Source organism: Nocardia aurantia, assembly GCF_009604425.1.
GTDB classification, from domain to species: domain Bacteria; phylum Actinomycetota; class Actinomycetes; order Mycobacteriales; family Mycobacteriaceae; genus Nocardia; species Nocardia aurantia.
Genome location: NZ_WEGI01000001.1, coordinates 59133 through 83605, shown reverse-complemented (window position 1 = coordinate 83605; position 24473 = coordinate 59133). Strand labels below are relative to the sequence as shown.

Genomic DNA, 24473 nt, shown 5'->3' with positions numbered 1-24473 from the left:
GGTTCCCGCACTCGGGCCCGTGCCCGGCGTACCTCGCCGGTCGCGGGCCCGTGGCATATCCAGGGTCCGACCTGCTGAGTCGTAACACACAACCCGAAAGGGACAGTCCGTACCGCCGGACCTGGACACGTGCGCTACATTCAAATGGAAATCGTTTCCGTTTTCTGTAATGCCAGGAGTACCGCCGCGTGACCAGCAGATTCGTCCGCAGACTCGCCGTCGTCGCCCTCGGGACGGCCGCGCTCGCGGCGACCCTCACCGCATGCGGCAACTCCGGCTCGGACCAGGGCGGACTCACCGTCGTCGCCTCCACCGATGTGTGGGGCAGCATCGCCGGGGCGATCGCGGGACCCGACGTCCGGGTGGTCTCGCTCATCGACGATCCGAGCCAGGACCCGCACGAATACCAGACCACCCCGCAGGACGCCGCCCGGATCCGGGACGCGGCGCTGGTCGTGGTGAACGGCGGTCATTACGACGAGTTCGCGGAGAAGGCCGCCGCCGGGCGTGGCAAACCCACCGTCGACGCCTTCGAGTTGCGGGCGGACCGTGCGAAGCAGGACGACAACGAGCACATCTGGTACGACCTGCCGACCGTCGACGCGGTCGCCGCCCGGATCGCCGCCGAACTCGGGCAACTGGATCCGGAACACGCCCGGGCGTACACCGATCGGGCCACCGCCTTCCACAACTCGTTGCAGGGCATCGCGGCCGTGACCGCGCGGATCGCCGCCGCCCATCCCAAGGCCCCGGTGCTGCAGACCGAGCCGATCGGCCACTATCTGCTGCTGGCGGCCGACGCCGACGACCGCACCCCGCATGCCTTCGCCGAGGCCGTCGAGCAGGGCACCGACCCCGCGCCCGCCGACCTCGCCGCCGTCCGGGACCTGTTGCGCGGCAAACAGGTTCGCGCCCTGCTCTACAACGTCCAGACCGAGGACAAGACCACGAAGGAGGTCGCCGCGACCGCGAAGAGTGCGGGCATACCGGTGATCGAGGTCGCCGAAACCCTGCCGCAGGGGCTCGACTACCTGCAATGGCAGACCCGCAACGCCCAGGCCCTGGCCACCGCGCTCGGCTGACCGCCGAGCAGAACCGATCGGATCGAGCGATGTACCGGACCACGCACACCGATAGCCGTCCACACACGTCATCTCTCGGCGACGACGCGCCGGAACTCCTCGGCGACGACAGCACGGTCCGTACGGATGGTACGTCGTCCGGCGATTCCCTCCCGGTCGCTCGACGGACCGGGCCGGAGGCGCTCGCGGCGCGGCCCGGCGCAGACTCGTTGCCGCCGAACACCTTCGGCGCGACCACGCCGCCCGCCGATGGGCGCGGCGTGGCCCGAGCGCACCCGGACGAGCCCGGAGAGCTCCGGTCGCGGCCGGACGGGATCCCGGTACGAACGGAAACCCCGGGGCCGCACTCGGATCCGCGCACAATCGGCACCGAGGTGCCGCCGGATCTCTCGATCGAATGTCCGTTGGGTTGCGAACATCCGGTGCCGCATTCCGCCACGCGCCTTTCGCCGGTTCAGCGGGAGACGTTCTCGGACAACGACTCCAGCGGCGGCGATCCGCTGGCGGCGGCGGCCGGAGTCGGCACGGCGACGGAAACCGCTCAGGCACCGGCAATCCGGTTGCGGGGCGCGCGGCTGGCGTACGGTACGCGGACGGTGTGGCAGGGGCTCGATCTCGACGTCGCGCCCGGCGAGTTCATCGCGGTGCTGGGGCCCAACGGTTCCGGTAAGACGTCGTTGCTGCGCATGTTGCTGGGGCAGGTCGCGCCGAGCGCCGGTGCGGTCGAGATCGCGGGAATGCCCGCGCGACTGGGCAATCCGCATATCGGCTATGTGCCGCAACAGAAGTCGTTCGAGTCGGGGGTGCAGCTGCGCGGGGTGGACCTGGTCGGGCTCGGGGTGGACGGCCACCGGTGGGGATTCGGGCTGCGCGATCGCAAGCGGCGGCGGCGTCTGGTCGCGGCGGCCGTCGAGCAGGTCGGGGCCGCGCACTACGCGGATTCGCCGTTGGACGCCATGTCGGGCGGGGAACAGCAGCGGCTGCGGGTGGCCCAGGCGCTGGTCGGGGATCCGCGGGTACTGCTGTGCGACGAACCGTTGCTGAGCCTCGATCTGGCCAATCAGCGCCTGGTCGCGCAGCTCATCGATCACCGGCGCCGGATCCACGGCACCGCGGTACTGTTCGTCACCCATGAGATCAATCCGATTCTGCCGCTGGTGGATCGGGTGCTGTATCTGGTGGACGGCCGGTTCCGGATCGGCACGCCGGACGAGGTGATGACCTCGGAGGTGTTGTCGGAGCTCTACGGCACCGAGGTGGATGTGCTGCGGGTGCGGGATCGGCTGGTCGTCGTCGGCACCGGTGATTCCTTCGACGCGATCGGGGGGCATGCGTGAGCGGCAAACTCGCCGAGGTCGTCACCGAGATGTTCGACTTCCACACCACCGCGGATCTGTTGTCCTACGACTTCGTCCAGCAGGCGGTGCTGGCGGCGGCGCTGCTGGGGCTGCTGGCCGGGATGATCGGGCCGCTGATCGTCAGCCGGCAGATGTCGTTCGCGGTGCACGGCACCAGCGAACTGTCGCTGACGGGCGCGGCGGCGGCGTTGCTGGCCGGGATCGGCGTGGGTGTGGGGGCCATCGCCGGATCGGTGGTGGCCGCGGTGTTGTTCGGCCTGCTGGGTACCAGAGTGCGCGAACGGGATTCGGTGATCGCGGTCGTGCTCTCGTTCGGGCTCGGCCTGTCGGTGCTGTTCCTGTGGCTCGGCCCGAGCCGGGCTGGTTCGAAGTTCTCGCTGCTGACCGGCCAGGTGGTGAGCGTCGGCAACGGCGGGCTCGGGCTCTTGGCCGCGTGCACCGTGGGCGTGCTGCTGGTGCTGGCGGTCGTCTACCGCCCATTGTTGTTCGCCAGCACCGATCCCGAAGTGGCGATCGCCCGCGGTGTTCCGGTGCGGGCGCTGTCGGTGGTGTTCGCGGTGCTGCTCGGCGTCACCGCGGCGTTCGGGGTGCAGATCGTCGGCGCGCTGCTGGTCCTGTCGCTGCTGATCACCCCGGCCGCGGCCGCCGCCCGGATCACAGCGAGCCCGGCGCGCGCCACCCTGCTGGCCGTGATGTTCGCGGAGGTCGCCGCCGTCGGCGGCATCCTGCTCTCGCTGGCCCCCGGCGTCCCGGTATCCACATTCATCACGGCGATCTCGTTCACGATCTACCTGATCTGCCGCCTGGTCGGCACCCGCAGCCGGAACCGCCGGCGAACCCTCGTCCCCGCCTGAGCCGCGATTCGTTCACTCACCATGGCCCTCCGGGCGCAGCACGCGTCACTTCAACTCGTCGCTGCGGTTCCGAGAAGTACCGCTCGCGAAACGACCTGGCGACCCGGCACATACGGCAATCGGCCGAGTCTCGATCGTGCAGTCGCTCGACCACCCGGTCTGCGGTGTGAAGCACAGTGCACTCATATCCGGCCCACGGCGCGACCATGATCGGTGACGTCCGGCCGGTGGGCAGGTGATCGGCGACTCGCGACCGGCGACCGCAGGATATCCGTCCTCGCGCCGAAGGCCGTGTCACCGCGAATGTTCGGCGGGCGATGGCACGGATTCGGTGAGCATACGAGCCGAACCGGGCGATCGCCGCGGTTGCGGTGGGCGGCGCTAGCCCTCCCCTGCCAGGGCGAACAGGCCGTTGGGGGTCTGCTCGATCAAGCCGTCGACCAGGAGTGAGTCCAGAGCGCGGGTGCGCTGGCCGGGGTCGTGCGTCCAGGCCAGGTCGAGGGCGACCTGTTCGACCGGGCCGGAGGCGGCGCGCAGGACGTCCAGCAGGCGGCCGCGGGCCTGGCGGTCGGTGCCCTCGTACTTCTGGACGCGGCGGACCACCTCGGAGACCGGGCGGCCGGCGGTCACCCAGGCGCAACTGGGCAGCGGACAGCCGTCGCAGGACGGGGTGCGGGCCGTGCAGACGGTCGCGCCGAGTTCCATCAGGGCCGCGGAGAAAGTGGCGGCGCGATCGATCCGGATCGGCAGCAGGGCCTCGGTCTCGGCCAGGTCCCGGCTGGAGGGGTTGCCCGCCTCGGCGCGGCCGTGCACCGCGCGGGCGACCACCCGGCGAACGTTGGTGTCCACCACCGGAACTCGCTGTCCGTAGGCGAAACAGGCGACGGCCCGCGCGGTGTAGGCGCCGATCCCGGGCAGGCCCAGCAGGACGTCCACATCGTCGGGCACCTCGTCGCCGTGTTCGGTGGCGAGCACCCGCGCGCATTCGTGCAGGCGCAGCGCGCGGCGCGGATATCCCAGCTTTCCCCAGGCCCGCAGCACCTCGCCCGGCGCCGCGGCGGCCATCGCCGACGGCACCGGCCACCGGGCGACCCATTCCCGCCAGATCGGCTCCACCCGGACCACCGGGGTCTGCTGCAGCATGATCTCGCTCATCAGGATCTGCCACGCCGTGACACCGGGCCGGCGCCACGGGAGATCGCGCGCGGTCTCCCGATACCAGTCGATCAAGACGTCCGAATCCAACGCGGGCCCACCATCCTGTGTCGTGCGGAACATTCAGGCCGCGCGATCCGGCCCGGATACCGGGCCGATTCTCCCGCATGTCCCGCGGCCGACCGGCGGCGGTGCCGGGCCGAACGCACCCCGCGGCCCGGGCGTGGCGTGAGTGCTCGGTTGCGGGACCGTAACTTGGGTGACTGGCCGGTAGGCCGCAGCGTATGGAAAATGGGACGCATGCCTCATTCGAACCCGATCAGTGCCTGGAAGGCCCTCCGCGAGGGCAACGAAAGGTTCGTGAACGGCACCCTCCAGCATCCCAGCCAAGGGGCGGCCGATCGAGCCAAGTTGGTCGGCGGACAGCAGCCCTCCGCGATCCTGTTCGGATGCGGCGACTCCCGGGTAGCGGCCGAGATCATCTTCGACCAGGGACTCGGCGACATGTTCGTGGTCCGCACCGCCGGTCACGTGATCGACTCCTCGGTGCTCGGTTCCATCGAGTACGGCGTCGAGGTGCTGCACGTGCCGCTGATCGTGGTGCTCGGCCACGACAGCTGCGGTGCGGTGCGCGCCACCATCGACGCGCTCGACGGCGGCGACGTGCCCGGCGGGTTCATCCGCAGTCTCGTGGAGCGGGTCACCCCGTCGATCCTGATCGGCCGGCGCGAGGGCCTGTCCGAGGTCGACGAGCTGGAGGCACGGCACGTGGTGGAGACCAGCCGCCTGCTGATGCAGCGGTCGATGACCATCTCGCAGCGGGTCGCCACCGGCGAATGCGCCATCGCGTGCGTCACCTACAAGCTGACCGACGGCCGGGTGCAACTGCACCGGGTGGTCGGCAACATCGGCGAAACGGTCTGATCGGCCCGGCCGGGCGGCTCCGCCGCCGCTCGGCCGCAACGCACTGGTCGGCGCCACCGCGACCACCCGACACGCCGGATACGTGAACCGGGCGGGCTCGGTGCTGCCCTTACCTTTGTTGCGTGCTGGAACCGAATGGACCGCTGCCGCCGGAGATCTACTGGCGCCGCCGCCTGCTCGCCATCGCCGCGCTGGTACTGGCCCTCGCACTGGCGATCTGGCTGGCGTTCACGGTGGTGCGTGGCGGCACCCCCGGTAAGAAGGCGCCCCGGGCCGCGACCTCCAGCACCGCGACAGCGGCCAAGGTCACCGGTTCCACGACCGCGGCGGCCGCCGAAACACCCCCCGGCACCGCCGATCCCAGTGTCTCGAAGGCGGCCGCGGCGACCACCAACGTGCTCGCCAGCGGTTCGCCGGCCTCCTGCGCCGACCAGTCGCTGGCGGTGAAGCTCAGCGTCGGGCGGCCCACCTACAAGCCGGGTGAGCAGCCGGTGTTCGGCATCGTCATCACCAACATCTCGACCGCCTCCTGCCAGCGCGACGTCGGATCCGGACTGCAGCAGGTGTCGGTGCAGTCGCTGGACGGCCAGCATCGGCTGTGGTCGAACACCGACTGCGACACCGGCGGACCGGCCGATGTGCGGGCGCTGGCCGCCGGTCAGCAGGCCGCCTTCACTCTGACCTGGTCGGGCACGACCTCGCAGCCCAGCTGCGCCGGGCAGCGCGTGCCGGTGCCGCCGGGCGCCTACGCCGTGGTGGCGCAGTTCGGCTCGATCCGCAGCGCTCCGGAGACCTTCAACATCGCCTGAGGCCGCTAGTCGACGGCCTCCACATACGATTCGGCGGACCGCTTCGGCAGGCCGCTGAGGGCCAGTGCGGACCGCACGCTCACGGCCTCCCGGACGGTGATCGACAGACCCGTCCGGTCGAGACCCGGCGGTACCAGCGCCTCGGTGAAACCGAGCCGTTCGGCCTCGGCCAGCCGCCGCCGCAACCCGGTGACCGGCCGCACCTCACCGGCCAGGCCGACCTCGCCGAGGATGACCATGCCCTCGCGCAGCGGCGCGTCGCGCACCGCGCTGGTGATGGCGAGCGCGACCGCCAGGTCGGCGGACGGTTCGGTCAGCCGCATACCGCCGACCGTGGCCGCGTAGACGTCGTGTTTGCCGAGGTAGACGCCGCAGCGACTCTGGAGCACGGCCAGCACCATCGACACCCGGTTGTAGTCCAGGCCGGACACCGCGCGCCGGGGCGCGGGCACCTGGGTGTGCACCGTGAGGCCCTGTACCTCGCCGAGCAGCGGCCGTTTGCCGTCCATCGCGACGGTGACGGCAGTGCCGGGCACAGTGCCGGTGCGGTGGTGCAGGAACAGGCCGGACGGATCGGAGACGCAGACGATGCCGTCCTCGTGCAGTTCGAAGCAGCCGACCTCGTCGGCGCTGCCGAACCGGTTCTTCACGCCGCGGACCATGCGCAGCGTGGAGTGTTTGTCGCCCTCGAACTGCAACACCACGTCGACGAGGTGCTCCAGCGTGCGCGGGCCCGCGACGTTGCCGTCCTTGGTGACGTGGCCGACCAGCAGCACGGCGATACCGCTGGCCTTGGCCAGCGAGGTGAGCGCCGCGGTGACCGTGCGCACCTGGGTGACACCGCCGATCACCCCGTCCGCGTCGGCGGCCAGCATGGTCTGCACCGAGTCGACCACCAGCAGCGTCGGCCGTACCTGCTCGACATGCCCGAGCACGGTGGCGAGATCGGATTCGGCGGCGAGGTAGACCCGCTCGTGCACGGCCCCGGTGCGGTCGGCGCGCAGCCGCACCTGACCGGCCGATTCCTCGGCCGTCACGTACAGCGCGCGCTCGTCGTGCCGGCGGGCCCACTGATGGGCCACCTCGAGCAGCAGCGTCGACTTGCCCACCCCGGGCTCACCGGACAGCAGCACCACCGAACCGGCCACGATGCCGCCGCCGAGCACCCGGTCGAGTTCGGAGACACCGGTCGGACGCGCCCGGGTGTGCTGGGAATCGATCATCGACAGCGGGGCGGCCGCGGTGGACGGCAGCAGCGCACGCCTGCCCGCGGGCGCACCCGCCGGGGTCGAGGGCGCCGCCGCGGACTCCTCGATGGCCCCCCACGCCCCGCACGCGGGACATCTGCCCACCCATTTGGCAACCTCGTGACTGCACGCGGAACACCGGAACAGCGATTTCACCTTGGCCACGGCAGGCAGCCTAGGCGGTGGATCCGACAGATTCGGCTCCCGCCGCCCGGCGCTCGTCGGGAGCGCCGATCGGTGCGGGGCCGGAAAGCGCCGCTCAGTGGTGTTCGGCGGCCTGCTCGCTGTTCGATCCGGCGTCGACCGGAACGTTCACCAGGACCGTGCCGTTGTCCTTGAAGTTGAAGGTGACCGGGTAGGTCAGGCCGGGGGTGATGTCCTTGGTGAGGCCGGTGATCTCGACCAGGACCGTCTTGTTCTCGGTGTTCGGCTCGGCGGACGGCTTGCCCGCCGCGGCCGCGCCGCTGCCGGCCGGGGTACTCGAGGCGGTAGCCGGGGTGCTGCTCGCCGCGGCGCCGGCGGTCGGGGTGGCCGGGGCGCTGGAGCTCGCGGCCGGGGTCGCGGCGTGGCCGGCCTGCGGGCCCGCGGCGACGAGGGTCTGCAGTGGCGGCAGTTCGGGGGCGGCCGGGGAGATGCGCACCGCGCCGAGGTCGGTGGTGATGCTGGTGAGCTCGTCGGGGGCGGCCGCCCCGCCGTTGATCGCGCTGAAGGCGAGAACCGCCTTGCCGCCCTTGGCGTTCGTGTAATCCTCCGCGGCGGGCAGCAGGATTCGGACATTGCGCAACGAGACCTTGCCCACGTTCGCGCTGTTGCCGTTGACGGCGGCGACCTGGGACGCCGTCTGCGAGAGCTGACCGGCGCCGCAACCCGACAACACGAGCGCCGCACCGGCGGCGAGTGCGGCAACAGCGGTGGTGGCTTTCAGGGCAGTCACGGGATGTCCTCCATGTCGACCGGCTCACTCCACGATGGAGAGTAGTAGTAGGGAGCGTAGTAGTCCTGTCCCCACCCGCCGCGCCGACCCCGGGCAGTGTTGCGCGTCACTCCTACTCGCCCGTAACCCTTTCTCGCACAACGAGATGCACACGACGCCCGTTCTGTCAACCCCCAGGGCCCTGCTGTTGTGGCCCTGACCTGCGTCGTTGATCGCGCCGTTACCGAGTCGCATGTTAAACTGTGAGCATCGAAAGGGGCACGGGACACATGATTTTTAAGGTCGGAGACACCGTCGTTTACCCCCACCACGGAGCGGCGCTGATCGAAGCTATCGAGACTCGCACCATCAAGGGTGTGCAGAAAGAGTATCTGGTCCTGAAGGTTGCACAAGGCGACCTTACTGTGCGCGTTCCCGCCGAGAACGCGGAGTACGTCGGCGTCCGCGACGTCGTCGGTCAGGAAGGTCTCGATCGGGTTTTCCAGGTGCTGCGCGCTCCGCACACCGAAGAGCCCACGAACTGGTCTCGCCGCTACAAAGCCAACCTCGAGAAGCTCGCTTCGGGCGATGTCAACAAGGTGGCGGAGGTCGTTCGCGACCTCTGGCGCCGTGAGCAGGACCGCGGCCTGTCCGCCGGTGAGAAGCGGATGCTGGCCAAGGCCCGTCAGATTCTCGTCGGTGAGCTCGCGCTCGCCGAGGGAACCGACGACGTGAAGGCCGAGACCCTGCTCGACGAGGTTCTCGCCGCGGCCTCCTGATCGTGAACACGCCACACGTTCGTGTCGTGGCGTTGGTACCTGCCGCCGGTCGAGGCGTGCGTTTGGGCGAAGGGCTGCCCAAGGCGTTCGTCGAGATCGGCGGCAGTACCATGCTCGCCCTCGCAACAGACGGTTTGATCGCGTCCGGGGTCGTCGACCACATCGTGATCATGGTGCCCGCCGACCTCATCGATACCACTCGTGCCCTGGTCCCGGTCGGTGCGGTGCCGATCAGCGTGGTGGCCGGCGGTGCCGAGCGCACCGACTCGGTCCGCGCCGGCCTCGCCGCCGCGCCCGAGGCCACCCACGTGCTGGTACACGACGCCGCCCGCGCCCTGACGCCGCCGGATCTGACCGCCCGGGTGGTGGCCGAGCTACGCGCCGGTCATCCCGCGGTCGTGCCCGGCCTGCCGGTGACCGACACGATCAAGTCGATCGATCCGGCCGGTGCGGTGACCGGCACCCCCGATCGCACCCTGTTGCGCGCGGTCCAGACCCCGCAGGGCTTCGAGGTCGGGCTGCTGCGGAAGGCACACGCCCTGCTCGACACGCCCGGCGAAGATAACGACCGTCCCACGATTACCGACGACGCCGGACTGGTCGAGCTGCTCGGCGTCCCGGTCCGCGTGATCGCCGGCGACGCCCGGGCCTTCAAGATCACCACACCGCTGGATCTGCATCTGGCCCGCACCCTGTGCGCCGGCCCCGAGGCGGTGGTCCGGTGAACTCCCCCGCGAACACCGCCCCGGACATGCGGGTCGGGCTCGGCACCGACGTGCATCCCGTCGAGTCCGGCCGGCCCTGCTGGATGGCGGGCCTGCTGTTCGACGACGCCGACGGCTGCGCCGGACACTCCGACGGCGACGTGGCCGCGCACGCGCTCTGCGACGCGCTGCTCTCGGCCGCCGGACTCGGCGATGTCGGCGCGGTGTTCGGTGTGGGCCGGCCGGAATGGGCCGGCGTATCCGGCGCGGCCATGCTGAAAGAGGTTGTGCGACTGCTCGGTGAGTCCGGGTTCTCGGTCGTCAACGCGGCCGTCCAGGTCATCGGGAATCGGCCGAAGATCGGCCCGCGCCGCGCCGAGGCGCAGCGGGTGCTCGGCGAACTGCTGGGCGCACCGGTCTCGGTGTCCGGGACCACCACCGACGGCCTCGGTCTGACGGGTCGCGGCGAGGGTGTGGCGGCGATCGCCACCGCGCTGCTGTATCGCTGTAGCCAGGCGGCGCGAGCGTAGTTCCGAAGGGGCGCGCCGCGCTGCCGATGGTGTTCGCGGCCCGCTTCCGGCCGCCCCCGCCGCGGCGCCGGCAACGGCGCCTTCGCGATACTTGACAAAACCCCTCCACCGGTTCTCTTGGAAAAACCTCACAGTAGGATGGCCTGTCGTGACTCTGCGCCTGTTCGACACCGAGACGCGGACCCTGCGCGATTTCGCGCCCCTGGTCCCCGGCCACGTTTCGGTGTACCTGTGTGGCGCCACCGTGCAGGGCGAACCCCATATCGGCCATGTCCGCAGCGGAGTCGCGTTCGACGTGCTCCGGCGCTGGCTCGCCGCCAACGGCTACGACGTGGCCTTCGTCCGCAACGTCACCGATATCGACGACAAGATTCTGACCAAGGCCGCCGCCAACGACCGCCCCTGGTGGGAGTGGGCCGCGACCCACGAGCGCGCCTTCGACCGCGCCTACGACGCGCTCGGCGTGCTGCCGCCCTCGGTGGAACCCCGTGCCACCGGCCACATCACGCAGATGGTCGACCTGATGGAACGGTTGATCGAGCGTGGTCACGCGTACGCGTCCGAGGGCAACGTCTACTTCGACGTCCGCAGCTACCCGGAATACGGTTCGCTGTCCGGACATCGGCTCGAGGATGTGCATCAGGGCGAGAGCGCGGGGAGAGGAAAGCGCGACCCGCGCGACTTCACGCTCTGGAAGGCCGCGAAACCCGGCGAGCCCACCTGGCCCTCGCCCTGGGGTCCGGGCCGGCCCGGCTGGCATCTGGAATGCTCCGCGATGGCCGAGTTCTATCTCGGCGCCGAATTCGACATCCATTGCGGCGGTATGGATCTGGTGTTCCCGCACCACGAGAACGAGATCGCCCAGTCGCGTGCGGCCGGGGACGGATTCGCCCGGTACTGGCTGCACAACGGCTGGGTGACCCTGGGCGGCGAGAAGATGTCCAAATCGCTGGGCAACACGCTGTCCGTGCCCAATGTGCTGAAGCAGGTGCGGGCCGTCGAACTGCGGTACTACCTCGGCAGCGCGCATTTCAGCTCCATGCTGGAGTATTCGGATCAGGCGCTGCGCGATGCCGCCGCGACCTATCAGCGGCTCGAGGCGTTCGTACAGCGTGTGGTGGAACGCAGCGGTGAGATCACGGTCGGCAAATGGACCGACGCCTTCGCCGAGGCGCTCGACGACAACCTCGGAATTCCCAAGGCGCTGGCGGAGATTCATCGAGTGGTGCACGAGGGCAACACCGCGCTCGGCTCCGGCGCCATCGACACCGCCCGGGAACTGGCCGGTCAGGTCCGGGCCATGCTGGGCATTCTCGGCGTCGACCCGCTGGATCCGCACTGGGTCGCCCCGCCGGATTCCTCGGTGGCGCTGGACGCGCTGGATGTACTGATCCGGGCGGAACTGCGGCGGCGGCAGCAGGCGCGCGCCGACAAGGACTGGGCCACCGCCGATGCCGTGCGAGATCGGCTGAAAGCGGCCGGCATCGAGGTCACCGACACCCCGAGCGGCCCGGAATGGGCACTCGGCAAACAGGAGGGGATCTAGATGGCAGGCAACTCCCAGCGCAAGGGCGCGATCCGCAAGACCGGCAAGAAGGGCGCGACCGTCGGTTCCGGCGGCCAACGCCGGCGTGGTCTGGAGGGCAGGGGCGCGACCCCGCCCGCGCACATGCGACCGAAACATCCCGCCTCGAAGCGGGCCGCGGCGGCCGCCAAGCAGGCCGCCCAGGCGGGCTCCCGGACCGGCCGGCCGGCCGGCCGCAAGCAGGAGGACGGTCCCGAACTGGTCCTCGGCCGCAATCCGGTCGTCGAATGCCTGCGCGCGGGCGTACCGGCGACGGCGCTGTACGTGGCGGTCGGCACCGAGAACGACGAGCGTCTCACCGAATCGGTGAAACTCGCGGCGGACGAGGGCATCTCGATTCTCGAGGTGCCGCGCGGCGACCTGGATCGCATGAGCAGCAACGGTTTACACCAGGGTCTCGCACTGCAGGTGCCGCCGTACCGGTATCAGCATCCGCAGGATCTGCTCGAATCCGCCTTGCGCTCCGGCACTCCCCCACTGCTGGTGGCCCTGGACAACATCTCCGATCCGCGCAACCTCGGCGCGGTGATCCGATCGGTGGCGGCCTTCGGCGGGCACGGGGTGCTCATCCCGCAGCGGCGCAGCGCCAGCGTGACCGCGGTGGCCTGGCGCACCAGCGCCGGCGCCGCGGCCCGGCTCCCGGTCGCGCGCGCGACGAATCTCACTCGCACGCTGAAGGAATGGGCCGCCGCCGGGCTGCAGGTGGTCGGTCTGGACGCCGGTGGCGACACCAGCTTGGACGAATTCGACGGCAGCGCACCGACGGTCGTGGTGGTCGGCTCCGAGGGCAAGGGACTGTCGCGGCTGGTCCGGGAGACCTGCGACAGCATTCTCAGCATCCCGATGGCCGGACCGGTGGAGTCGCTGAACGCCTCCGTCGCCGCCGGAGTGGTGCTGGCCGACATCGCGCGCCGCCGCCGCGCCTGAGGTGACCGGCGCCGCCGTACGCGAGATGTCCGGCGCCGCCACGCCATGACGCGGCCGGCATCGCCGCGCCCGGGATCGACCGACTCGCCTGATCCGCACCGGATTCGGCGAGAATCGGCTCCCCGCCCATAGAATCGATGGGGTGGCCATGTGGAACGAGTCGCCCTATTACGGCGGGCTACCCGAGGAACCGCCCGGGGCGCCGGTCGAGCACCCGCACGCGACTACGGTACTGCTCCTCGGTGCGCTGAGCGTGTTGTGTTGCGGCGCACTGGGGCCGGTGGCCTGGGTGATGGGCAAGCAGGCGCTGACGCAGATCGACCGGTCCTACGGCGGTCTGGGCGGCCGGTCGCAGGTGCTGGTGGGTTACATCCTCGGCGTGGTCGGCACGGCGCTGATGGTCATCACGGCCATCCTCTTCCTGCTGATCCTGCTCGGCGGCAACGCCTGAGCCGAGCGCAATCATCGGATCGGGTTGCGGCTCAATCCAGTCCGGGCGGTTCGGGTTCGCCGGACAGGCCGGGCTCCGGCCATTCGGTCGCCGGCCATTCCTCGGCGACACTGCCGCTCCACTTCGGCTGACGCCGATCCCGCAGTGCCGCAAGGCCTTCGCCGCCGTCGACACTCTCCGCGACATACGCGGTCAGCTCGGTCTCCATGCGGCCGACCGCTTCCGGGCTCATGCCGAGGCCCTCCCACATGAGCCGCTTCGACAGTGCCATCGGCAACGGAGCCGATCCACCGACCAGGTCGTGCGCCACGGCCAGCGCGGTGGGCAGCACCTCCCCCGCCGAGAGACAACCGTTGGCCAGGCCCATCGCCAGCGCCTCGTCGCCGTCGAAGGTACGACCGGTGAGCATGATGTCGGCGGCATTGGCCATGCCGACCAGCCGCGGCAGCGTCCAGTGCGCGTAGCCGTCGGCCAGCGCCGCCCGGCGCACCTGATTCAGCCCGTAGACGGCGTCGCGAGCCATATAGCGCAGATCGCACTGCAGGGCCAGCGCGAGCCCGATGCCGACGGCGTGACCGTTGACCGCCGCGATCACCGGCTTGCGGATCCGCCACGGCGGCGGGTCGATGGTGGCGCTGACCTCGCCGACCCGGCTGGACAGATCGGCGCCGGCGCAGAAAGCGGGCGGCGTGCCGGTGACGACCACGACCCGGATCGCGTCCTCGGTGTCACAGCGGCGTAGCGCGGTGCCGAGTTCGGTCGCCATCGTCGGCGTGAAGGCATTCTGCTGGGCCGGCCGGTGGAGCGTGAGCACAGCGATTCCGGCGGACACATCGACGTGCAATTCCGAACTCATGCGACTCGTTCCTAGCTGTGACAGGCCCGGGCCGACGCCGGGCGACAATCCGCTCACGGCGCGCCGACCTGTTCTGCTCGGCGGCACCGCCACCGAGCAGAACACACGCATGATCCCCGACGCAACCGGGTGTTCGATTATGACGAATTCGGGCCGCCTTCAGGTCAGCCGAGCACCTTTCGGCCGATGGCCCACTTGTGCACCTCGGTCGGGCCGTCGTAGAGGCGGAAGGCCCGCATGTCGCGGAAGATCATCTCGACCACCGTCTCGTCGCTGATGCCGATACCGCCGAGCACCTGCACGCACCGGTCCGCGACCTTGAACAACTCCTCGGACACGAAGGACTTGGCCATCGAACTCTCGTGCCGCGCCCGCTCGCCCTGATCCATCAGCCAGCAGGCGTGCCAGATGGTGAGGCGGCACTGATGCAACGCGACCTCGTTGTCCGCCAGCAGGAACGACACCCCCTCGTGCTCGCCGATCGGCCGGCCGAAGGCGGTACGGGTGCGGGCGTGCTCGACGGCGATGTGCTGGGCCCGCTCGGCCGCGCCGAGCCAGCGCATGCAGTGGGTCAGGCGGGCCGGGGCCAGCCGCAACTGGGCGTAGCGCAGCGCCTGCCCCGCCTCGCCGAGCAGCGCCTCCTTCGGCAGGGTGAGGTCGTCGAACCGGACGACGCCGTGGCCGCCGACATAGTTGCGGTCCATCGTGTTCATGGTCCGCTCGATGACGATGCCGGGCTGCCGGCCGTCGGTCAGGAACAGGGTCGGGCCCTCGGGGAGGTGCGGATTCGCGGCGAGCCGGGCCATGATGATCCAGCTGACCGCGCCGTCGGCGCCGGTGATCAGCCATTTCCGGCCGTTCACCGTGAACCGTTCGCCGTCGAAGGTGGCGGTCGTGGACAGCTGGCCCGGATCCGAGCCCGCGCCACCGGGTTCGGTCATCGCGAAGACCGAGCGCTGGCGGCCGTCGATGAGCGGCGACAGGTGCTCATCGATCTGCTGCGGATTCGCCACCTTCGACAGCAGGAACATGTTGCCCTCGTCGGGGGCGGCGCAGTTCATCGCGACCGGGCCGAGCGTGGACCAGCCCGCCGCCTCGTACAGCACCGCCTGCTCGACATGGGTCAGGCTGCGCCCGCCCAGGCCCGCGCCGCCGAGTTCGACCGGGGCCTGGATGGTCAGCAGCTTCTCCGCGCGCGCCAGCTCGACCAGTTCCTGCCGCAGGTCGTCGTTGGGCCCGTGCGAGGTGAGCCGGGGGTCGCGCTCGTAGGGAACGATCTTGTCGACGACGAACCGGCGGATCCGGTCACGTTCGGCGGCCAGCTCGGCGGGAATCGCGAAGTCGATCATCGGTGGTCACCTTCAACTACTCAGGGGCGCGTGTGCCCGAGCATACGGTCCGCTTCCGGGGGTGTGAAGGCGGGTGCCATCAATTGAGATCGCGGAGGAAACGCGACACCTCGGCGCGGTAGGCGGCGGGACGGTCGTCGTGGACCAGATGGCCGGCGCCCGGCACGAGCACGTGCCGGGCAGCCGGATGACGGCGGGCCATCTCGCGCATCTGCCCCGGTGGCGTGATGGTGTATTCGCCCTCGAGCAGCAGCGCCGGAGCCCGGACGGCTTCCCATTGCGCCCAGAAGTCGCGAGTGCCCCACTCCTCGGAGATGTCGCGGAAGGTGGCGACCGCGCCGTGCAGGCGATAGCCGTCCGAGCCCTCGGTGAACGAGTTCAGGAAGTAGCGACCGGCGACCGGGCCGAAATAGTTCAGCACCGCGTCGGCGTCCGGGAACGGTTGCGGCCAGGAATTCACCATGGCCGCCCAGTCGCTCGCCGTGCGGCCCCGGAAATCGGGAGCCATGTCCTCGACCACCAGCGCTCGCACCCGATCCGGATGCTGTGCGGCGAACATCCAGCCGTGCAGTCCGCCCATGGAGTGACCGATCACCGTGAGCTCCCCCGGGACGGCGGCGGTAGCGGCGGCCAGATCGGCCACGAACGCCTCCGTGCTCAGCTCCGGCGGCGCGGCGCGGCCGTGCCCGGCGGCGTCGAAGGTGTAGAGGTGGCCGAAATCGCGCAACCAGTCCAGCTGGGTGTCCCAGGTGCGGGCGCTGCCCATCAGGCCGTGCAACAGCAGGATCGGCACACCCTCGCCACCCTCGTCGTGCAACATCGACCGGTTCGCCTCCTCACGCTCCACCTTGCGACTCGGCCGAGCGTAGCCGCCCGGACCGGCCCCGACGGCGATACCCGGAGCCGCCGTCGTGCTCGGATCCGGCGACGAGGTTGCCGCCGACTCGGCCGCGCCACCGGTTCCGGAGGGCGGGAGCGGGGGTGCGCATGGGCTCGCGTGCGCGGCGGGCCAGAATTGGGTTATGGCAGTCGTGAAGATCAATGCGATCGAGGTTCCCGAAGGGGCCGGACCGGAGCTCGAGAAGCGGTTCGCGCACCGCGCGCACGCGGTGGAGAACTCGCCCGGATTCCTGGGTTTCCAGTTGCTCCGCCCGGTCGCCGGGGACAACCGCTATTTCGTTGTGACGCAGTGGGATTCCGAGGAGGCCTTCGCCGCGTGGCGGGACGGACCGGCCAAGGAGGCGCACGCCGGTCAGGCCCGCCAGCCGGTCTCGACCGGGGCGTCGTTGCTGGAATTCGAAGTCGTGCTGGACGTTTCGGGTAAGCCGGCGAACTGAACCGGCCCGCTCGCGGGAGTTCGCGTCACGGCGGCGGGGTGTGGACCCGGAGCTCGCGGAGACCGGGCGGGTTCGCGGCGTCGGCGCTGTCCGCCCGCACACGGACGTAGCGAGCGGTCACCGGGTCCGGCAGTTCGCCGTCGGCGCCGGGCGTGACGGACGTCCAGGTGTGGTTGTCGCGGGACACCTCGAATCGCGCGGCCGGGGCCGGATCGAACCAGAGCGGGACGATCCGGTCGATGAGCGTGGACACGCCCAGGTCCACGGTGAAATCGGCCGCGCTGTCCGCGGCACGCCAGCCGATGGCCGGAGTGCCGTCGACGGCCGCCTCCGCGTAGTGGCCGGGCTGCTCACTGGTCGCGGTCACCGGTTTGCACCGGGCCACGTCGTCGGTGGGCGCCAGTTGCGGACGGCGGGTCGGCAGGTCCAGGGGTGCGCCGGGTCCGACCCGGCGCGGGCCGTCGGGGGTCTCCACGGTCGTGGGCGCGCCCGATCGAAGCGTGACCGTGCTGCGCGCCGGGCCGATGGCGACATCGAAAATTCTTCCGCGCCAATGGATTCCCTTGACGGTCACGCCGTCGCCGACCAACCGCGGGAGCAGCGGGGCGAGGCGGATGCGATCCTCGCGCAGGCGTAGTCCGGTCAGGCCGTCGGTGAATTCCTGGAGATATCCACCCGCGAGGGTGACGAAGCCGAACGCCGGCGCCCCCGCCAGCGGATCGGCCCGGCCGGCCTTGCCGCCGCGGGCCTCCGCGAACTGCCCGAACGGCTCCCGGACGAACGGCCGGGCCGAGCGGTCCAGATAGCTGCTCACCGCACACCCCGGCTCGCCGTTCTCGGCGGCGTCGACGGTGTGCACCGAATCGGTCATGGCGGGACCGTCCGGGTCGGTCCGGTCGGCGTAGTAGTCGAGGGTCCGGCGGGCGACCTCCTCCGGCATCGGCCACTGCAGCGGATATTGCAGCAGAACCGCGTCGGCCTGTTTGATCCGGCTGCCGGCATAACCGTCGTATTGCACGAAGATCCGGGCCCGCGCGTCGAACGGGATGCGCAGCCGGTTCGCGATCGTCACCCACTCGGGCGGCGCCGCCGCGCCGAGCAGCTGCGCGGCCCGGGTGGCGAACCGGAGCGATTCGGCGGCAACGGCATTCGTGTAGACGCCGTCGTCGACGCCGTTGCTGTACTCGTCCGGCCCGGCGACGCCGCGGATCGAATAGCCGCCGTCCGGGCCGGGAGTCACACGCGCGGACCAGAATTCGGCGATATTCGACAGGATCGGCCACGCCCGGCGGCGCAGATATTCCATATCGCCGGTGGCCAGGTAGTACTGCCAGACCGCCAGCGCGATATCGCCCTGCAGGTGGACCTGGGTGAGACAGTGCGGCGGCGACCAACTGTGACAGTCGGTCCAGAGATCGCCGGTGGCCGCGCTGGTCCACGGATAGAAGGCGCCCGGATAGCCGAGGCGGCGGGCGTTCTCGCGCGCGGTGGGCAACGTCTTGTAGCGGTATTCGACGATCGAGCGGGCAAGCCGCGGCGCCAGTTCCAGCAGTGCCGGGAACATCCAGAGGTCGGCGTCCCAGAAGATCAGTCCGGCATAGTTGTCGCTGCTCAGCCCGGTCGGCGAGATGCTGTCGTCCTGTTCGGGATTCGTCGCGGAATACAGGGAGTACTCCGCGCCGCGCACCCAGCGCTGCATATCCGGGCGACCGGAAATCGTTATGTCCGAAGACCACAACTCGCGCCAGGCGGCCGCCTGGCGATCCAGCAGTTCCGGCCAGCCCAGTGCCGCCACGCGACCGGCCGCGGCGGTCGCGGCCCCGGCCGGATCGGCGGAGGTGAGCGCGGTATCGACTCCGACATACTTCGTCACTCGGTACGAATTGCCGCTTGTCACATCGATGTTCACCCGCTGTGCGGTCTCCTGCCGGCGCACGCGCCGGTCGTCCACTTCCAGCACGCTCGCTATATCGCCCGCGACATCGGTTGTCGTGGTGTGGAATTCGACATCCATCGGGTCATCCCCCCGGCCGCGGACCGCCGTGTGCCGCAATCGGCGCGCACCGTCCGGGTCGATCAGGCCGGTGACCGACAGCGCTCCGGTGAAATGCGGCACGATGGTGAGATGCACTGCGGCGGTGTGCGGATCGGACCGATTCGCCAGCACCTCGTAGACCAGATCCACCTCCTGCCCGGCTCCGGTGTGCCAGGTCAGCTCGGTGCGGACCAGCCCGCAGCGCCAGTACAGGGTCTGCCGGAAACGGCGCACCTGCTCGGGCGGCGTTGTGGGCCGGTAGGTTTCGTCGCCGACACCGACCAGCAGCGTGGACCAGTTCGGTAGCGCCGCGATCGCCGAACGGCCAGCCGCCACCTCCGGATCACGGCTGTACAGTCCGGCTGCGAAAGCGCCGTCGTATCGCGGCGTGTACAGCGGCCACCCCGAGCGTTCCCCGGTCTCGAGGTACCCCATCCCGGCAGGCGGTACCCGCAAACCCAGATATCCGTTACCGACGAACGGATGCTGGTCGTAAGGCGCGGCGAACGAGGTGGACGCCGGCGCCCACTCCGGCAGGCCCGACAGCGGATCACCCGGGCACGGGGTCGCCGTGGTCCGATCCGCCCGAACACCGCAGCCCCCGAGGGCGACGATGACGATCATGACCGTCGACGCGACGAGACCTGCCAGCAACCGCTGGCCCGGAATCCCCGGCCGCGCCGTCGACGCCATCGGACCAGCATCGCACAACCGCAGGTCACCGCCTCGGCACGACATCGCCGGACACAGGCCGAATGGCCCGGCCACGGCGGCCCGGCGGTATTCGGACAGCACGCCGGGAGCGGGAATGCGATGTCCGGTATGCCGGTCGTAAATCGGGAAAGCCACTGTGCGAGGAGGTTTCATCATGGCCCTGCGATTCGGCCTCATGTCCGTTCCGGGATCCGCGGCGGAATGGCTGCGGACCGCGCGTACCGCCGAACAGGACGGTTACCACACCCTGCTGCTGCCCGACACTGTCTACACGTTGTCGCCGTTCCCGGCGCTGGCGGCCGCGGCGGCGGTCACCACCGAGCTGCGGCTGCGGCCGAACGTGCTCGCCGATCCGCTGCGGCTCGCGCCGGAGACCGTGCGCGAAACCGCCGCACTGCAACTGCTTTCCGACGGGCGGTTCGAACTCGGGCTGGGCGTCGGCCGACCGGATACCGACACCCAGTTGCGGAAACTCGGCCGGGCGGCCGGGTCGACGGCGGAGCGGCGAACGCGGTTGCTCGCCACGGCGGCTTCGGTCCGCGCGGAGGTGGATCCCGCGCCGCCGATCGTCATCGCCGCGGGCGGGCCGAAGATGCTGGCGGCCGCGGCGACGGCGGCCGACCGGATCCTGCTGGCGACCGGACCGCAGGCCACCGAGGAGGATCTGAACAGCCTCGTCGCCCACGTCGGGGACAGTGCCGCCGACCGGCCCGCCGAGTTGGGCCCGGTCGCGCTCAGCCTCCAGATCGCCGGGATCGGCGATCGGCTCAACGCCTTCGTAGCCGCCCAGGGGCTGAACGCGGCCGATCTCCGGGAGGCCGGGTCGATCGCCGTCCTGCCCGAGGATCCGGCCGCGATCGCGGACATCCTGACCGGTCGCCGGGACAAGTTCGGCATCGACGAGGTGATCGTGCCCGCGGAACTGGTCGACCTGTTCGCGCCGGCGCTGGCCCGGCTGCGCTGAGCGGATCCCGTCCGACCGAACTCGTGCTCTGCTCGCCACACCGGCTCCCGCCGGCACGGCGCGAAGCTCCGAGCCGTTCGAGAACCACGGGGGCCGCCCGCCCGCCACTCACAGTGGTTCACCGTCGAGTCGTCCTGGGCGACGCGGTCGGCTGAACAGAGCGGTCCGACCCGACCGACACGAGTAGTGTGGGTTTGCCTTCAGCGGCCCAGACCGAGCCGGATCGCGCGTTCCAGCGGGGTGTAGGCGCCGTCGGCGCGGTCGAGGACGCACGGGTCGCGCAGGCCCAGCGGGGGCTGAGCCATGAATTTCGGCCGACGACCGCGGTGGGGCTGGGCAGCGTGGACGAGGAAGGGGTGGCAGAGGTAGACGTCGCCGGCGGCGCCGGTGGCCGCGGTTTCCGGCAGGTCGGCGGTGGCGGCGTAGTCGTCGAGCAGGCCGATCATCTCCGCGCCCGGAAGACCGTGAGGTTCCAGCGCTTTCGCCATGCGCAGATGCGAGCCGATCCGGATCCGGGTCGGTGCGTCGTCCGGTCCGACATCGGAGAACAGGAACAGCATCAGCAGGGCGCGGCCGGTCGAGGTCACAGTGATCCGCCAGCGGAAATAGTCGCCGGGATCGCCGCTGCCGGGGAAGCTCGCGTCGATGTGCCAGCCGTCGTCGCCCGGGGATTCCGCGCTGGGAAATCGGATCGGCCAGCTGCCGAGGCTGTTGCGGGGGATCCAGCGGCCCGGACCGACCAGCTGGTCGAAGGCCTCGGTCAGGGCGGGTGCGGTGACGGCGTGGCGGAAGGGCTCCTCGGCGTGGTCGGCCAGGCGGACGACGGGAACCGTCCACGTGGCCGGCTCGTGCGGGTCGAAACCGGTTGCCCGCCAGAGAATCTCCCGGCCGGCATCGGCGACCGCGCGGGGGAACGCGCGCTCGACGCGGACGTATCCGTCGGTGACGAACGCCTCGATCTGGGAATCGGTGAGCATGACGGCCTTTCGCTCGGGTGCCGTCTGCACGATGCGCCCTCCGGTGGATCGCCGCCAGTGATTTTCGGGACCCGGAAACGGCGAAAGCCCCGCCGCCCCGGGCGAACCCGGAGACAGCGGGGCTTTCGGTGGAGTACTTACTCTCCGGAGGCCGCGGCGCCTTCGCCGGCGAGGGCGGCCACCGGCTCCGCGGAGTCGACCTTGGACTCCTTGGGCCGGCCCGCGAAGGTGAACTTCGCGTTCTCGCCGGAGCCTTCGCCGTCCCAGCCCTCGACGTCGACGTAGACCACCTGGCCGGCGCCGATCTCGCCGAAGAGGATCTTCTCCGACAGCTGATCCTCGATCTCGCGCTGGATGGTCCGGCGCAGCGGGCGGGCGCCCAGCACCGGGTCGAAACCGCGCTTGGCCAGCAGATCCTTGGCCTGCGGGGTGAGATCGATCTCCATGTCCTTGTTCCGCAGCTGCGTGGCGACGCGGTTGATCATCAGATCCACCATCTGCACGATCTGACCCGTGGTCAGCTGGTGGAAGACGATCACGTCGTCGATGCGGTTGAGGAATTCGGGGCGGAAGTGCTTCTTCAGCTCGTCGTTGACCTTGAGCTTCATCCGCTCGTAGTTCGAGCCCTCGGCATTCGATTGCGCGAAGCCGAGGCCGACCGCCTTCGAGATGTCGGAGGTGCCGAGGTTCGAGGTGAAGATCAGCACGGTGTTCTTGAAGTCGACCGTGCGACCCTGGCCGTCGGTGAGGCGGCCGTCCTCCAGGACCTGCAACAGGGTGTTGTAGATCTCCTGGTGGGCCTTCTCGATCTCGTCGAACAGCACGACCGAGAACGGCTTGCGGCGCACCTTCTCGGTGAGCTGGCCGCCCTCCTCGTAGCCGACGTAGCCCGGAGGGGCACCGAACAGCCGCGAGGCGGTGAAGCGATCGTGGAACTCGCCCATGTCGATCTGGATGAGCGCGTCGTCGTCGCCGAACAGGAAGTTCGCCAGCGCCTTGGACAGCTCGGTCTTACCGACACCGGACGGACCGGCGAAGATGAACGAGCCGGACGGGCGCTTCGGATCCTTCAGGCCGGCGCGGGTGCGGCGGATCGCCTTGGAGACGGCCTTGACGGCATCCTCCTGGCCGATGATCCGCTTGTGCAGCTCGTCCTCCATGCGGAGCAGACGGGTGGTCTCCTCCTCGGTGAGCTTGAACACCGGGATGCCGGTCCAGTTGGCCAGCACCTCCGCGATCTGCTCGTCGTCGACCTCGGCCACGACGTCCAGATCACCGGAACGCCACTGCTTCTCCCGCTCGGCCCGCTTGGCGACCAGCTGCTTCTCCTTGTCGCGCAGCCGCGCGGCCTTCTCGAAGTCCTGGGCGTCGATCGCCGATTCCTTCTCTCGGCGCGCCTCGGCGATCTTGTCGTCGAATTCGCGCAGGTCCGGCGGGGCGGTCATGCGGCGGATGCGCATCCGGGCGCCGGCCTCGTCGATCAGGTCGATCGCCTTGTCCGGCAGGAAGCGGTCGTTGATGTAGCGGTCGGCCAGGGTGGCCGCCGCGACCAGCGCGGAGTCGGTGATGGAGACGCGGTGATGCGCCTCGTACCGGTCGCGCAGGCCCTTGAGGATGTTGATGGTGTGCTCGACGGTCGGCTCGCCCACCTGGACCGGCTGGAACCGGCGCTCCAGGGCGGCGTCCTTCTCGATGTACTTGCGGTACTCGTCGAGGGTGGTGGCGCCGATGGTCTGCAGCTCACCGCGGGCCAGCTTCGGCTTCAGGATCGAGGCCGCGTCGATGGCGCCCTCGGCCGCGCCCGCACCGACCAGCGTGTGCAGCTCGTCGATGAACAGGATGATGTCGCCGCGGGTGTTGATCTCCTTGAGCACCTTCTTCAGGCGCTCCTCGAAATCACCGCGGTAGCGGCTGCCCGCGACCAGGGAACCCAGGTCGAGGGTGTAGAGCTGCTTGTCCTTCAGGGTCTCGGGGACCTCGCCGTTGACGATGGCCTGTGCGAGGCCCTCGACCACGGCGGTCTTGCCGACACCGGGCTCGCCGATCAGCACCGGGTTGTTCTTGGTGCGGCGGGACAGCACCTGCATGACCCGCTCGATTTCTTTCGAGCGGCCGATGACCGGGTCGAGTTTGCCCTCGAGGGCGGCCTGGGTCAGGTTGCGGCCGAACTGGTCGAGGACCAGCGAGGTGGACGGGGTGCCCGACTCGCCGCGGGCGCCGGATTCGACCGGCTCCTTGCCCTGGTACCCGGACAGCAGCTGGATGACCTGCTGACGCACCCGGTTGAGGTCGGCGCCGAGCTTGACCAGCACCTGGGCGGCGACGCCCTCACCCTCCCGGATCAGGCCGAGCAGAATGTGCTCGGTGCCGATGTAGTTGTGACCGAGCTGCAGGGCCTCCCGCAGGCTCAGTTCCAGCACCTTCTTGGCACGCGGGGTGAAGGGGATGTGACCGGACGGCGCCTGCTGGCCCTGCCCGATGATCTCCTCCACCTGGCTGCGCACACCCTCGAGCGAGATTCCCAGGGACTCCAGGGACTTCGCCGCGACACCTTCACCCTCGTGGATCAGGCCCAGCAGGATGTGCTCGGTGCCGATGTAGTTGTGGTTGAGCATCCTGGCCTCTTCTTGGGCCAGGACAACGACCCGCCTCGCGCGGTCGGTGAACCTCTCGAACATCGCTCCCTCACTTCCTGCTCCGCTTTCGACGGCATCCGGCGCCACATGCCATTGAGTTGTGGGCGCCAGCCTGCCATGAAGCCCTGGGGTTGCACCTCCCCGCCTCCACTCTAGTTGGCGGGGGTCACTGCCGTCGTCCGTCCACCCTATTGCGAACCGGCGACAACGCGACTCTTTCAGTCATAACGTGACTGCTACAGCGAACGTTCCGTCCCGGATATGCCCGTAGCGAACACCCGCAATCC

22 protein-coding genes are annotated in these 24473 nt (G+C 70.0%); 13 read left to right on the top strand and 9 right to left on the bottom strand.

What is annotated here, in order from left to right:
* Nucleotides 1–188: 188 nt before the first annotated feature.
* The 3 genes from NRB56_RS00405 to NRB56_RS00395 all read left to right on the top strand — a co-directional run bounded on the left by NRB56_RS00405 (nucleotide 189) and on the right by NRB56_RS00395 (nucleotide 3294).
* Complete coding sequence (locus NRB56_RS00405; RefSeq protein WP_319942362.1) at nucleotides 189–1082, top strand: metal ABC transporter solute-binding protein, Zn/Mn family; 894 nt, start codon at nucleotides 189–191, stop codon at nucleotides 1080–1082.
* Nucleotides 1083–1582: 500 nt separating this feature from the next.
* Nucleotides 1583–2419 carry a metal ABC transporter ATP-binding protein gene (locus NRB56_RS38570; RefSeq protein ID WP_227837093.1) on the top strand — a complete coding sequence of 279 codons (837 nt, stop codon included), beginning with the start codon at nucleotides 1583–1585 and terminating at the stop codon, nucleotides 2417–2419.
* Complete coding sequence (locus NRB56_RS00395) at nucleotides 2416–3294, top strand: metal ABC transporter permease (protein WP_319942361.1); 879 nt, start codon at nucleotides 2416–2418, stop codon at nucleotides 3292–3294. The genes NRB56_RS38570 and NRB56_RS00395 overlap by 4 nt, the downstream gene beginning before the upstream one ends.
* Nucleotides 3295–3675: 381 nt before the next feature.
* On the opposite strand, the gene NRB56_RS00390 is transcribed toward NRB56_RS00395, so the two are convergent.
* Entirely contained in the window at nucleotides 3676–4572 is an 897-nt protein-coding gene (locus tag NRB56_RS00390; RefSeq protein WP_153338506.1) for an HhH-GPD family protein, read from the bottom strand.
* Between the two features lie 177 nt (nucleotides 4573–4749).
* On the opposite strand from NRB56_RS00390, the gene NRB56_RS00385 reads away from it, so the two are divergent.
* Nucleotides 4750–5373: a carbonic anhydrase gene (locus NRB56_RS00385; protein ID WP_153338505.1), complete on the top strand. Its 624-nt coding sequence runs from the start codon at nucleotides 4750–4752 to the stop codon at nucleotides 5371–5373.
* A 122-nt stretch (nucleotides 5374–5495) separates the two neighbouring features.
* Nucleotides 5496–6182 carry a hypothetical protein gene (locus tag NRB56_RS00380; protein ID WP_319942360.1) on the top strand — a complete coding sequence of 229 codons (687 nt, stop codon included), beginning with the start codon at nucleotides 5496–5498 and terminating at the stop codon, nucleotides 6180–6182.
* Between the two features lie 5 nt (nucleotides 6183–6187).
* On the opposite strand, the gene radA is transcribed toward NRB56_RS00380, so the two are convergent.
* Nucleotides 6188–7594 (bottom strand): DNA repair protein RadA, encoded by a 1407-nt coding sequence (radA, locus tag NRB56_RS00375; RefSeq protein WP_319942359.1) that lies wholly within the window; start codon nucleotides 7592–7594, stop codon nucleotides 6188–6190.
* 94 nt (nucleotides 7595–7688) lie between these two features.
* A complete protein-coding gene (locus NRB56_RS00370; protein WP_319942358.1) occupies nucleotides 7689–8363 on the bottom strand; it encodes a copper chaperone PCu(A)C in 675 nt (224 codons plus the stop codon).
* Nucleotides 8364–8632: 269 nt separating this feature from the next.
* Between NRB56_RS00370 and carD the strand changes: the two genes are divergently transcribed.
* From carD to NRB56_RS00340, 6 genes are all read left to right on the top strand, one after another.
* Nucleotides 8633–9121 carry an RNA polymerase-binding transcription factor CarD gene (gene carD / locus NRB56_RS00365; RefSeq protein ID WP_019931623.1) on the top strand — a complete coding sequence of 163 codons (489 nt, stop codon included), beginning with the start codon at nucleotides 8633–8635 and terminating at the stop codon, nucleotides 9119–9121.
* A gap of 2 nt (nucleotides 9122–9123) precedes the next feature.
* The gene (gene ispD / locus NRB56_RS00360; RefSeq protein WP_319942357.1) at nucleotides 9124–9846 is read left to right on the top strand and encodes a 2-C-methyl-D-erythritol 4-phosphate cytidylyltransferase; all 723 of its coding nucleotides are present in this window, start codon (nucleotides 9124–9126) and stop codon (nucleotides 9844–9846) included.
* Between the two features lie 26 nt (nucleotides 9847–9872).
* A complete protein-coding gene (gene ispF / locus NRB56_RS00355) occupies nucleotides 9873–10355 on the top strand; it encodes a 2-C-methyl-D-erythritol 2,4-cyclodiphosphate synthase (RefSeq protein ID WP_153338945.1) in 483 nt (160 codons plus the stop codon).
* Nucleotides 10356–10503: 148 nt separating this feature from the next.
* Nucleotides 10504–11901 carry a cysteine--tRNA ligase gene (gene cysS, locus NRB56_RS00350; protein WP_319942356.1) on the top strand — a complete coding sequence of 466 codons (1398 nt, stop codon included), beginning with the start codon at nucleotides 10504–10506 and terminating at the stop codon, nucleotides 11899–11901.
* Nucleotides 11902–12867 carry a 23S rRNA (guanosine(2251)-2'-O)-methyltransferase RlmB gene (gene rlmB, locus NRB56_RS00345; RefSeq protein ID WP_153338501.1) on the top strand — a complete coding sequence of 322 codons (966 nt, stop codon included), beginning with the start codon at nucleotides 11902–11904 and terminating at the stop codon, nucleotides 12865–12867.
* Between the two features lie 148 nt (nucleotides 12868–13015).
* Entirely contained in the window at nucleotides 13016–13318 is a 303-nt protein-coding gene (locus NRB56_RS00340) for a DUF4190 domain-containing protein (RefSeq protein ID WP_153338944.1), read from the top strand.
* 31 nt (nucleotides 13319–13349) lie between these two features.
* Here NRB56_RS00340 and NRB56_RS00335 read toward each other — a convergent pair whose 3' ends face one another.
* From NRB56_RS00335 to NRB56_RS00325, 3 genes are all read right to left on the bottom strand, one after another.
* Entirely contained in the window at nucleotides 13350–14174 is an 825-nt protein-coding gene (locus NRB56_RS00335) for an enoyl-CoA hydratase/isomerase family protein (protein WP_153338500.1), read from the bottom strand.
* A 164-nt stretch (nucleotides 14175–14338) separates the two neighbouring features.
* The gene (locus tag NRB56_RS00330) at nucleotides 14339–15523 is read right to left on the bottom strand and encodes an acyl-CoA dehydrogenase family protein (protein WP_153338499.1); all 1185 of its coding nucleotides are present in this window, start codon (nucleotides 15521–15523) and stop codon (nucleotides 14339–14341) included.
* 79 nt (nucleotides 15524–15602) lie between these two features.
* Nucleotides 15603–16343: an alpha/beta fold hydrolase gene (locus tag NRB56_RS00325; RefSeq protein WP_153338498.1), complete on the bottom strand. Its 741-nt coding sequence runs from the start codon at nucleotides 16341–16343 to the stop codon at nucleotides 15603–15605.
* Nucleotides 16344–16545: 202 nt separating this feature from the next.
* On the opposite strand from NRB56_RS00325, the gene mhuD reads away from it, so the two are divergent.
* On the top strand, nucleotides 16546–16860 hold the full coding sequence (gene mhuD / locus NRB56_RS00320; RefSeq protein ID WP_153338497.1) for a mycobilin-forming heme oxygenase MhuD: 315 nt from the start codon (nucleotides 16546–16548) through the stop codon (nucleotides 16858–16860).
* Nucleotides 16861–16885: 25 nt separating this feature from the next.
* Here mhuD and NRB56_RS00315 read toward each other — a convergent pair whose 3' ends face one another.
* Entirely contained in the window at nucleotides 16886–19588 is a 2703-nt protein-coding gene (locus tag NRB56_RS00315) for a discoidin domain-containing protein (RefSeq protein WP_227837033.1), read from the bottom strand.
* A gap of 175 nt (nucleotides 19589–19763) precedes the next feature.
* Between NRB56_RS00315 and NRB56_RS00310 the strand changes: the two genes are divergently transcribed.
* Complete coding sequence (locus tag NRB56_RS00310) at nucleotides 19764–20573, top strand: LLM class flavin-dependent oxidoreductase (RefSeq protein ID WP_153338496.1); 810 nt, start codon at nucleotides 19764–19766, stop codon at nucleotides 20571–20573.
* A 200-nt stretch (nucleotides 20574–20773) separates the two neighbouring features.
* Here NRB56_RS00310 and NRB56_RS00305 read toward each other — a convergent pair whose 3' ends face one another.
* Both NRB56_RS00305 and NRB56_RS00300 read right to left on the bottom strand, forming a co-directional pair.
* Nucleotides 20774–21580 carry a phytanoyl-CoA dioxygenase family protein gene (locus NRB56_RS00305; protein ID WP_319942355.1) on the bottom strand — a complete coding sequence of 269 codons (807 nt, stop codon included), beginning with the start codon at nucleotides 21578–21580 and terminating at the stop codon, nucleotides 20774–20776.
* Nucleotides 21581–21687: 107 nt separating this feature from the next.
* Complete coding sequence (locus NRB56_RS00300; RefSeq protein ID WP_153338495.1) at nucleotides 21688–24228, bottom strand: ATP-dependent Clp protease ATP-binding subunit; 2541 nt, start codon at nucleotides 24226–24228, stop codon at nucleotides 21688–21690.
* Nucleotides 24229–24473: the final 245 nt, after the last annotated feature.

What these genes read in the sequence shown, in the direction of transcription:
- NRB56_RS00390 (WP_153338506.1), bottom strand. Translation starts at nt 4,572, where the DNA reads ATGTTCCGCACGACACAGGATGGTGGGCCCGCGTTGGATTCGGACGTC.
- NRB56_RS00385 (WP_153338505.1), top strand. Translation starts at nt 4,750, where the DNA reads ATGCCTCATTCGAACCCGATCAGTGCCTGGAAGGCCCTCCGCGAGGGC.
- carD (WP_019931623.1), top strand. Translation starts at nt 8,633, where the DNA reads ATGATTTTTAAGGTCGGAGACACCGTCGTTTACCCCCACCACGGAGCG.
- ispF (WP_153338945.1), top strand. Translation starts at nt 9,873, where the DNA reads ATGCGGGTCGGGCTCGGCACCGACGTGCATCCCGTCGAGTCCGGCCGG.
- rlmB (WP_153338501.1), top strand. Translation starts at nt 11,902, where the DNA reads ATGGCAGGCAACTCCCAGCGCAAGGGCGCGATCCGCAAGACCGGCAAG.
- NRB56_RS00340 (WP_153338944.1), top strand. Translation starts at nt 13,016, where the DNA reads ATGTGGAACGAGTCGCCCTATTACGGCGGGCTACCCGAGGAACCGCCC.
- NRB56_RS00335 (WP_153338500.1), bottom strand. Translation starts at nt 14,174, where the DNA reads ATGAGTTCGGAATTGCACGTCGATGTGTCCGCCGGAATCGCTGTGCTC.
- NRB56_RS00330 (WP_153338499.1), bottom strand. Translation starts at nt 15,523, where the DNA reads ATGATCGACTTCGCGATTCCCGCCGAGCTGGCCGCCGAACGTGACCGG.
- NRB56_RS00325 (WP_153338498.1), bottom strand. Translation starts at nt 16,343, where the DNA reads ATGTTGCACGACGAGGGTGGCGAGGGTGTGCCGATCCTGCTGTTGCAC.
- mhuD (WP_153338497.1), top strand. Translation starts at nt 16,546, where the DNA reads ATGGCAGTCGTGAAGATCAATGCGATCGAGGTTCCCGAAGGGGCCGGA.
- NRB56_RS00315 (WP_227837033.1), bottom strand. Translation starts at nt 19,588, where the DNA reads ATGGCGTCGACGGCGCGGCCGGGGATTCCGGGCCAGCGGTTGCTGGCA.
- NRB56_RS00310 (WP_153338496.1), top strand. Translation starts at nt 19,764, where the DNA reads ATGGCCCTGCGATTCGGCCTCATGTCCGTTCCGGGATCCGCGGCGGAA.
- NRB56_RS00300 (WP_153338495.1), bottom strand. Translation starts at nt 24,228, where the DNA reads ATGTTCGAGAGGTTCACCGACCGCGCGAGGCGGGTCGTTGTCCTGGCC.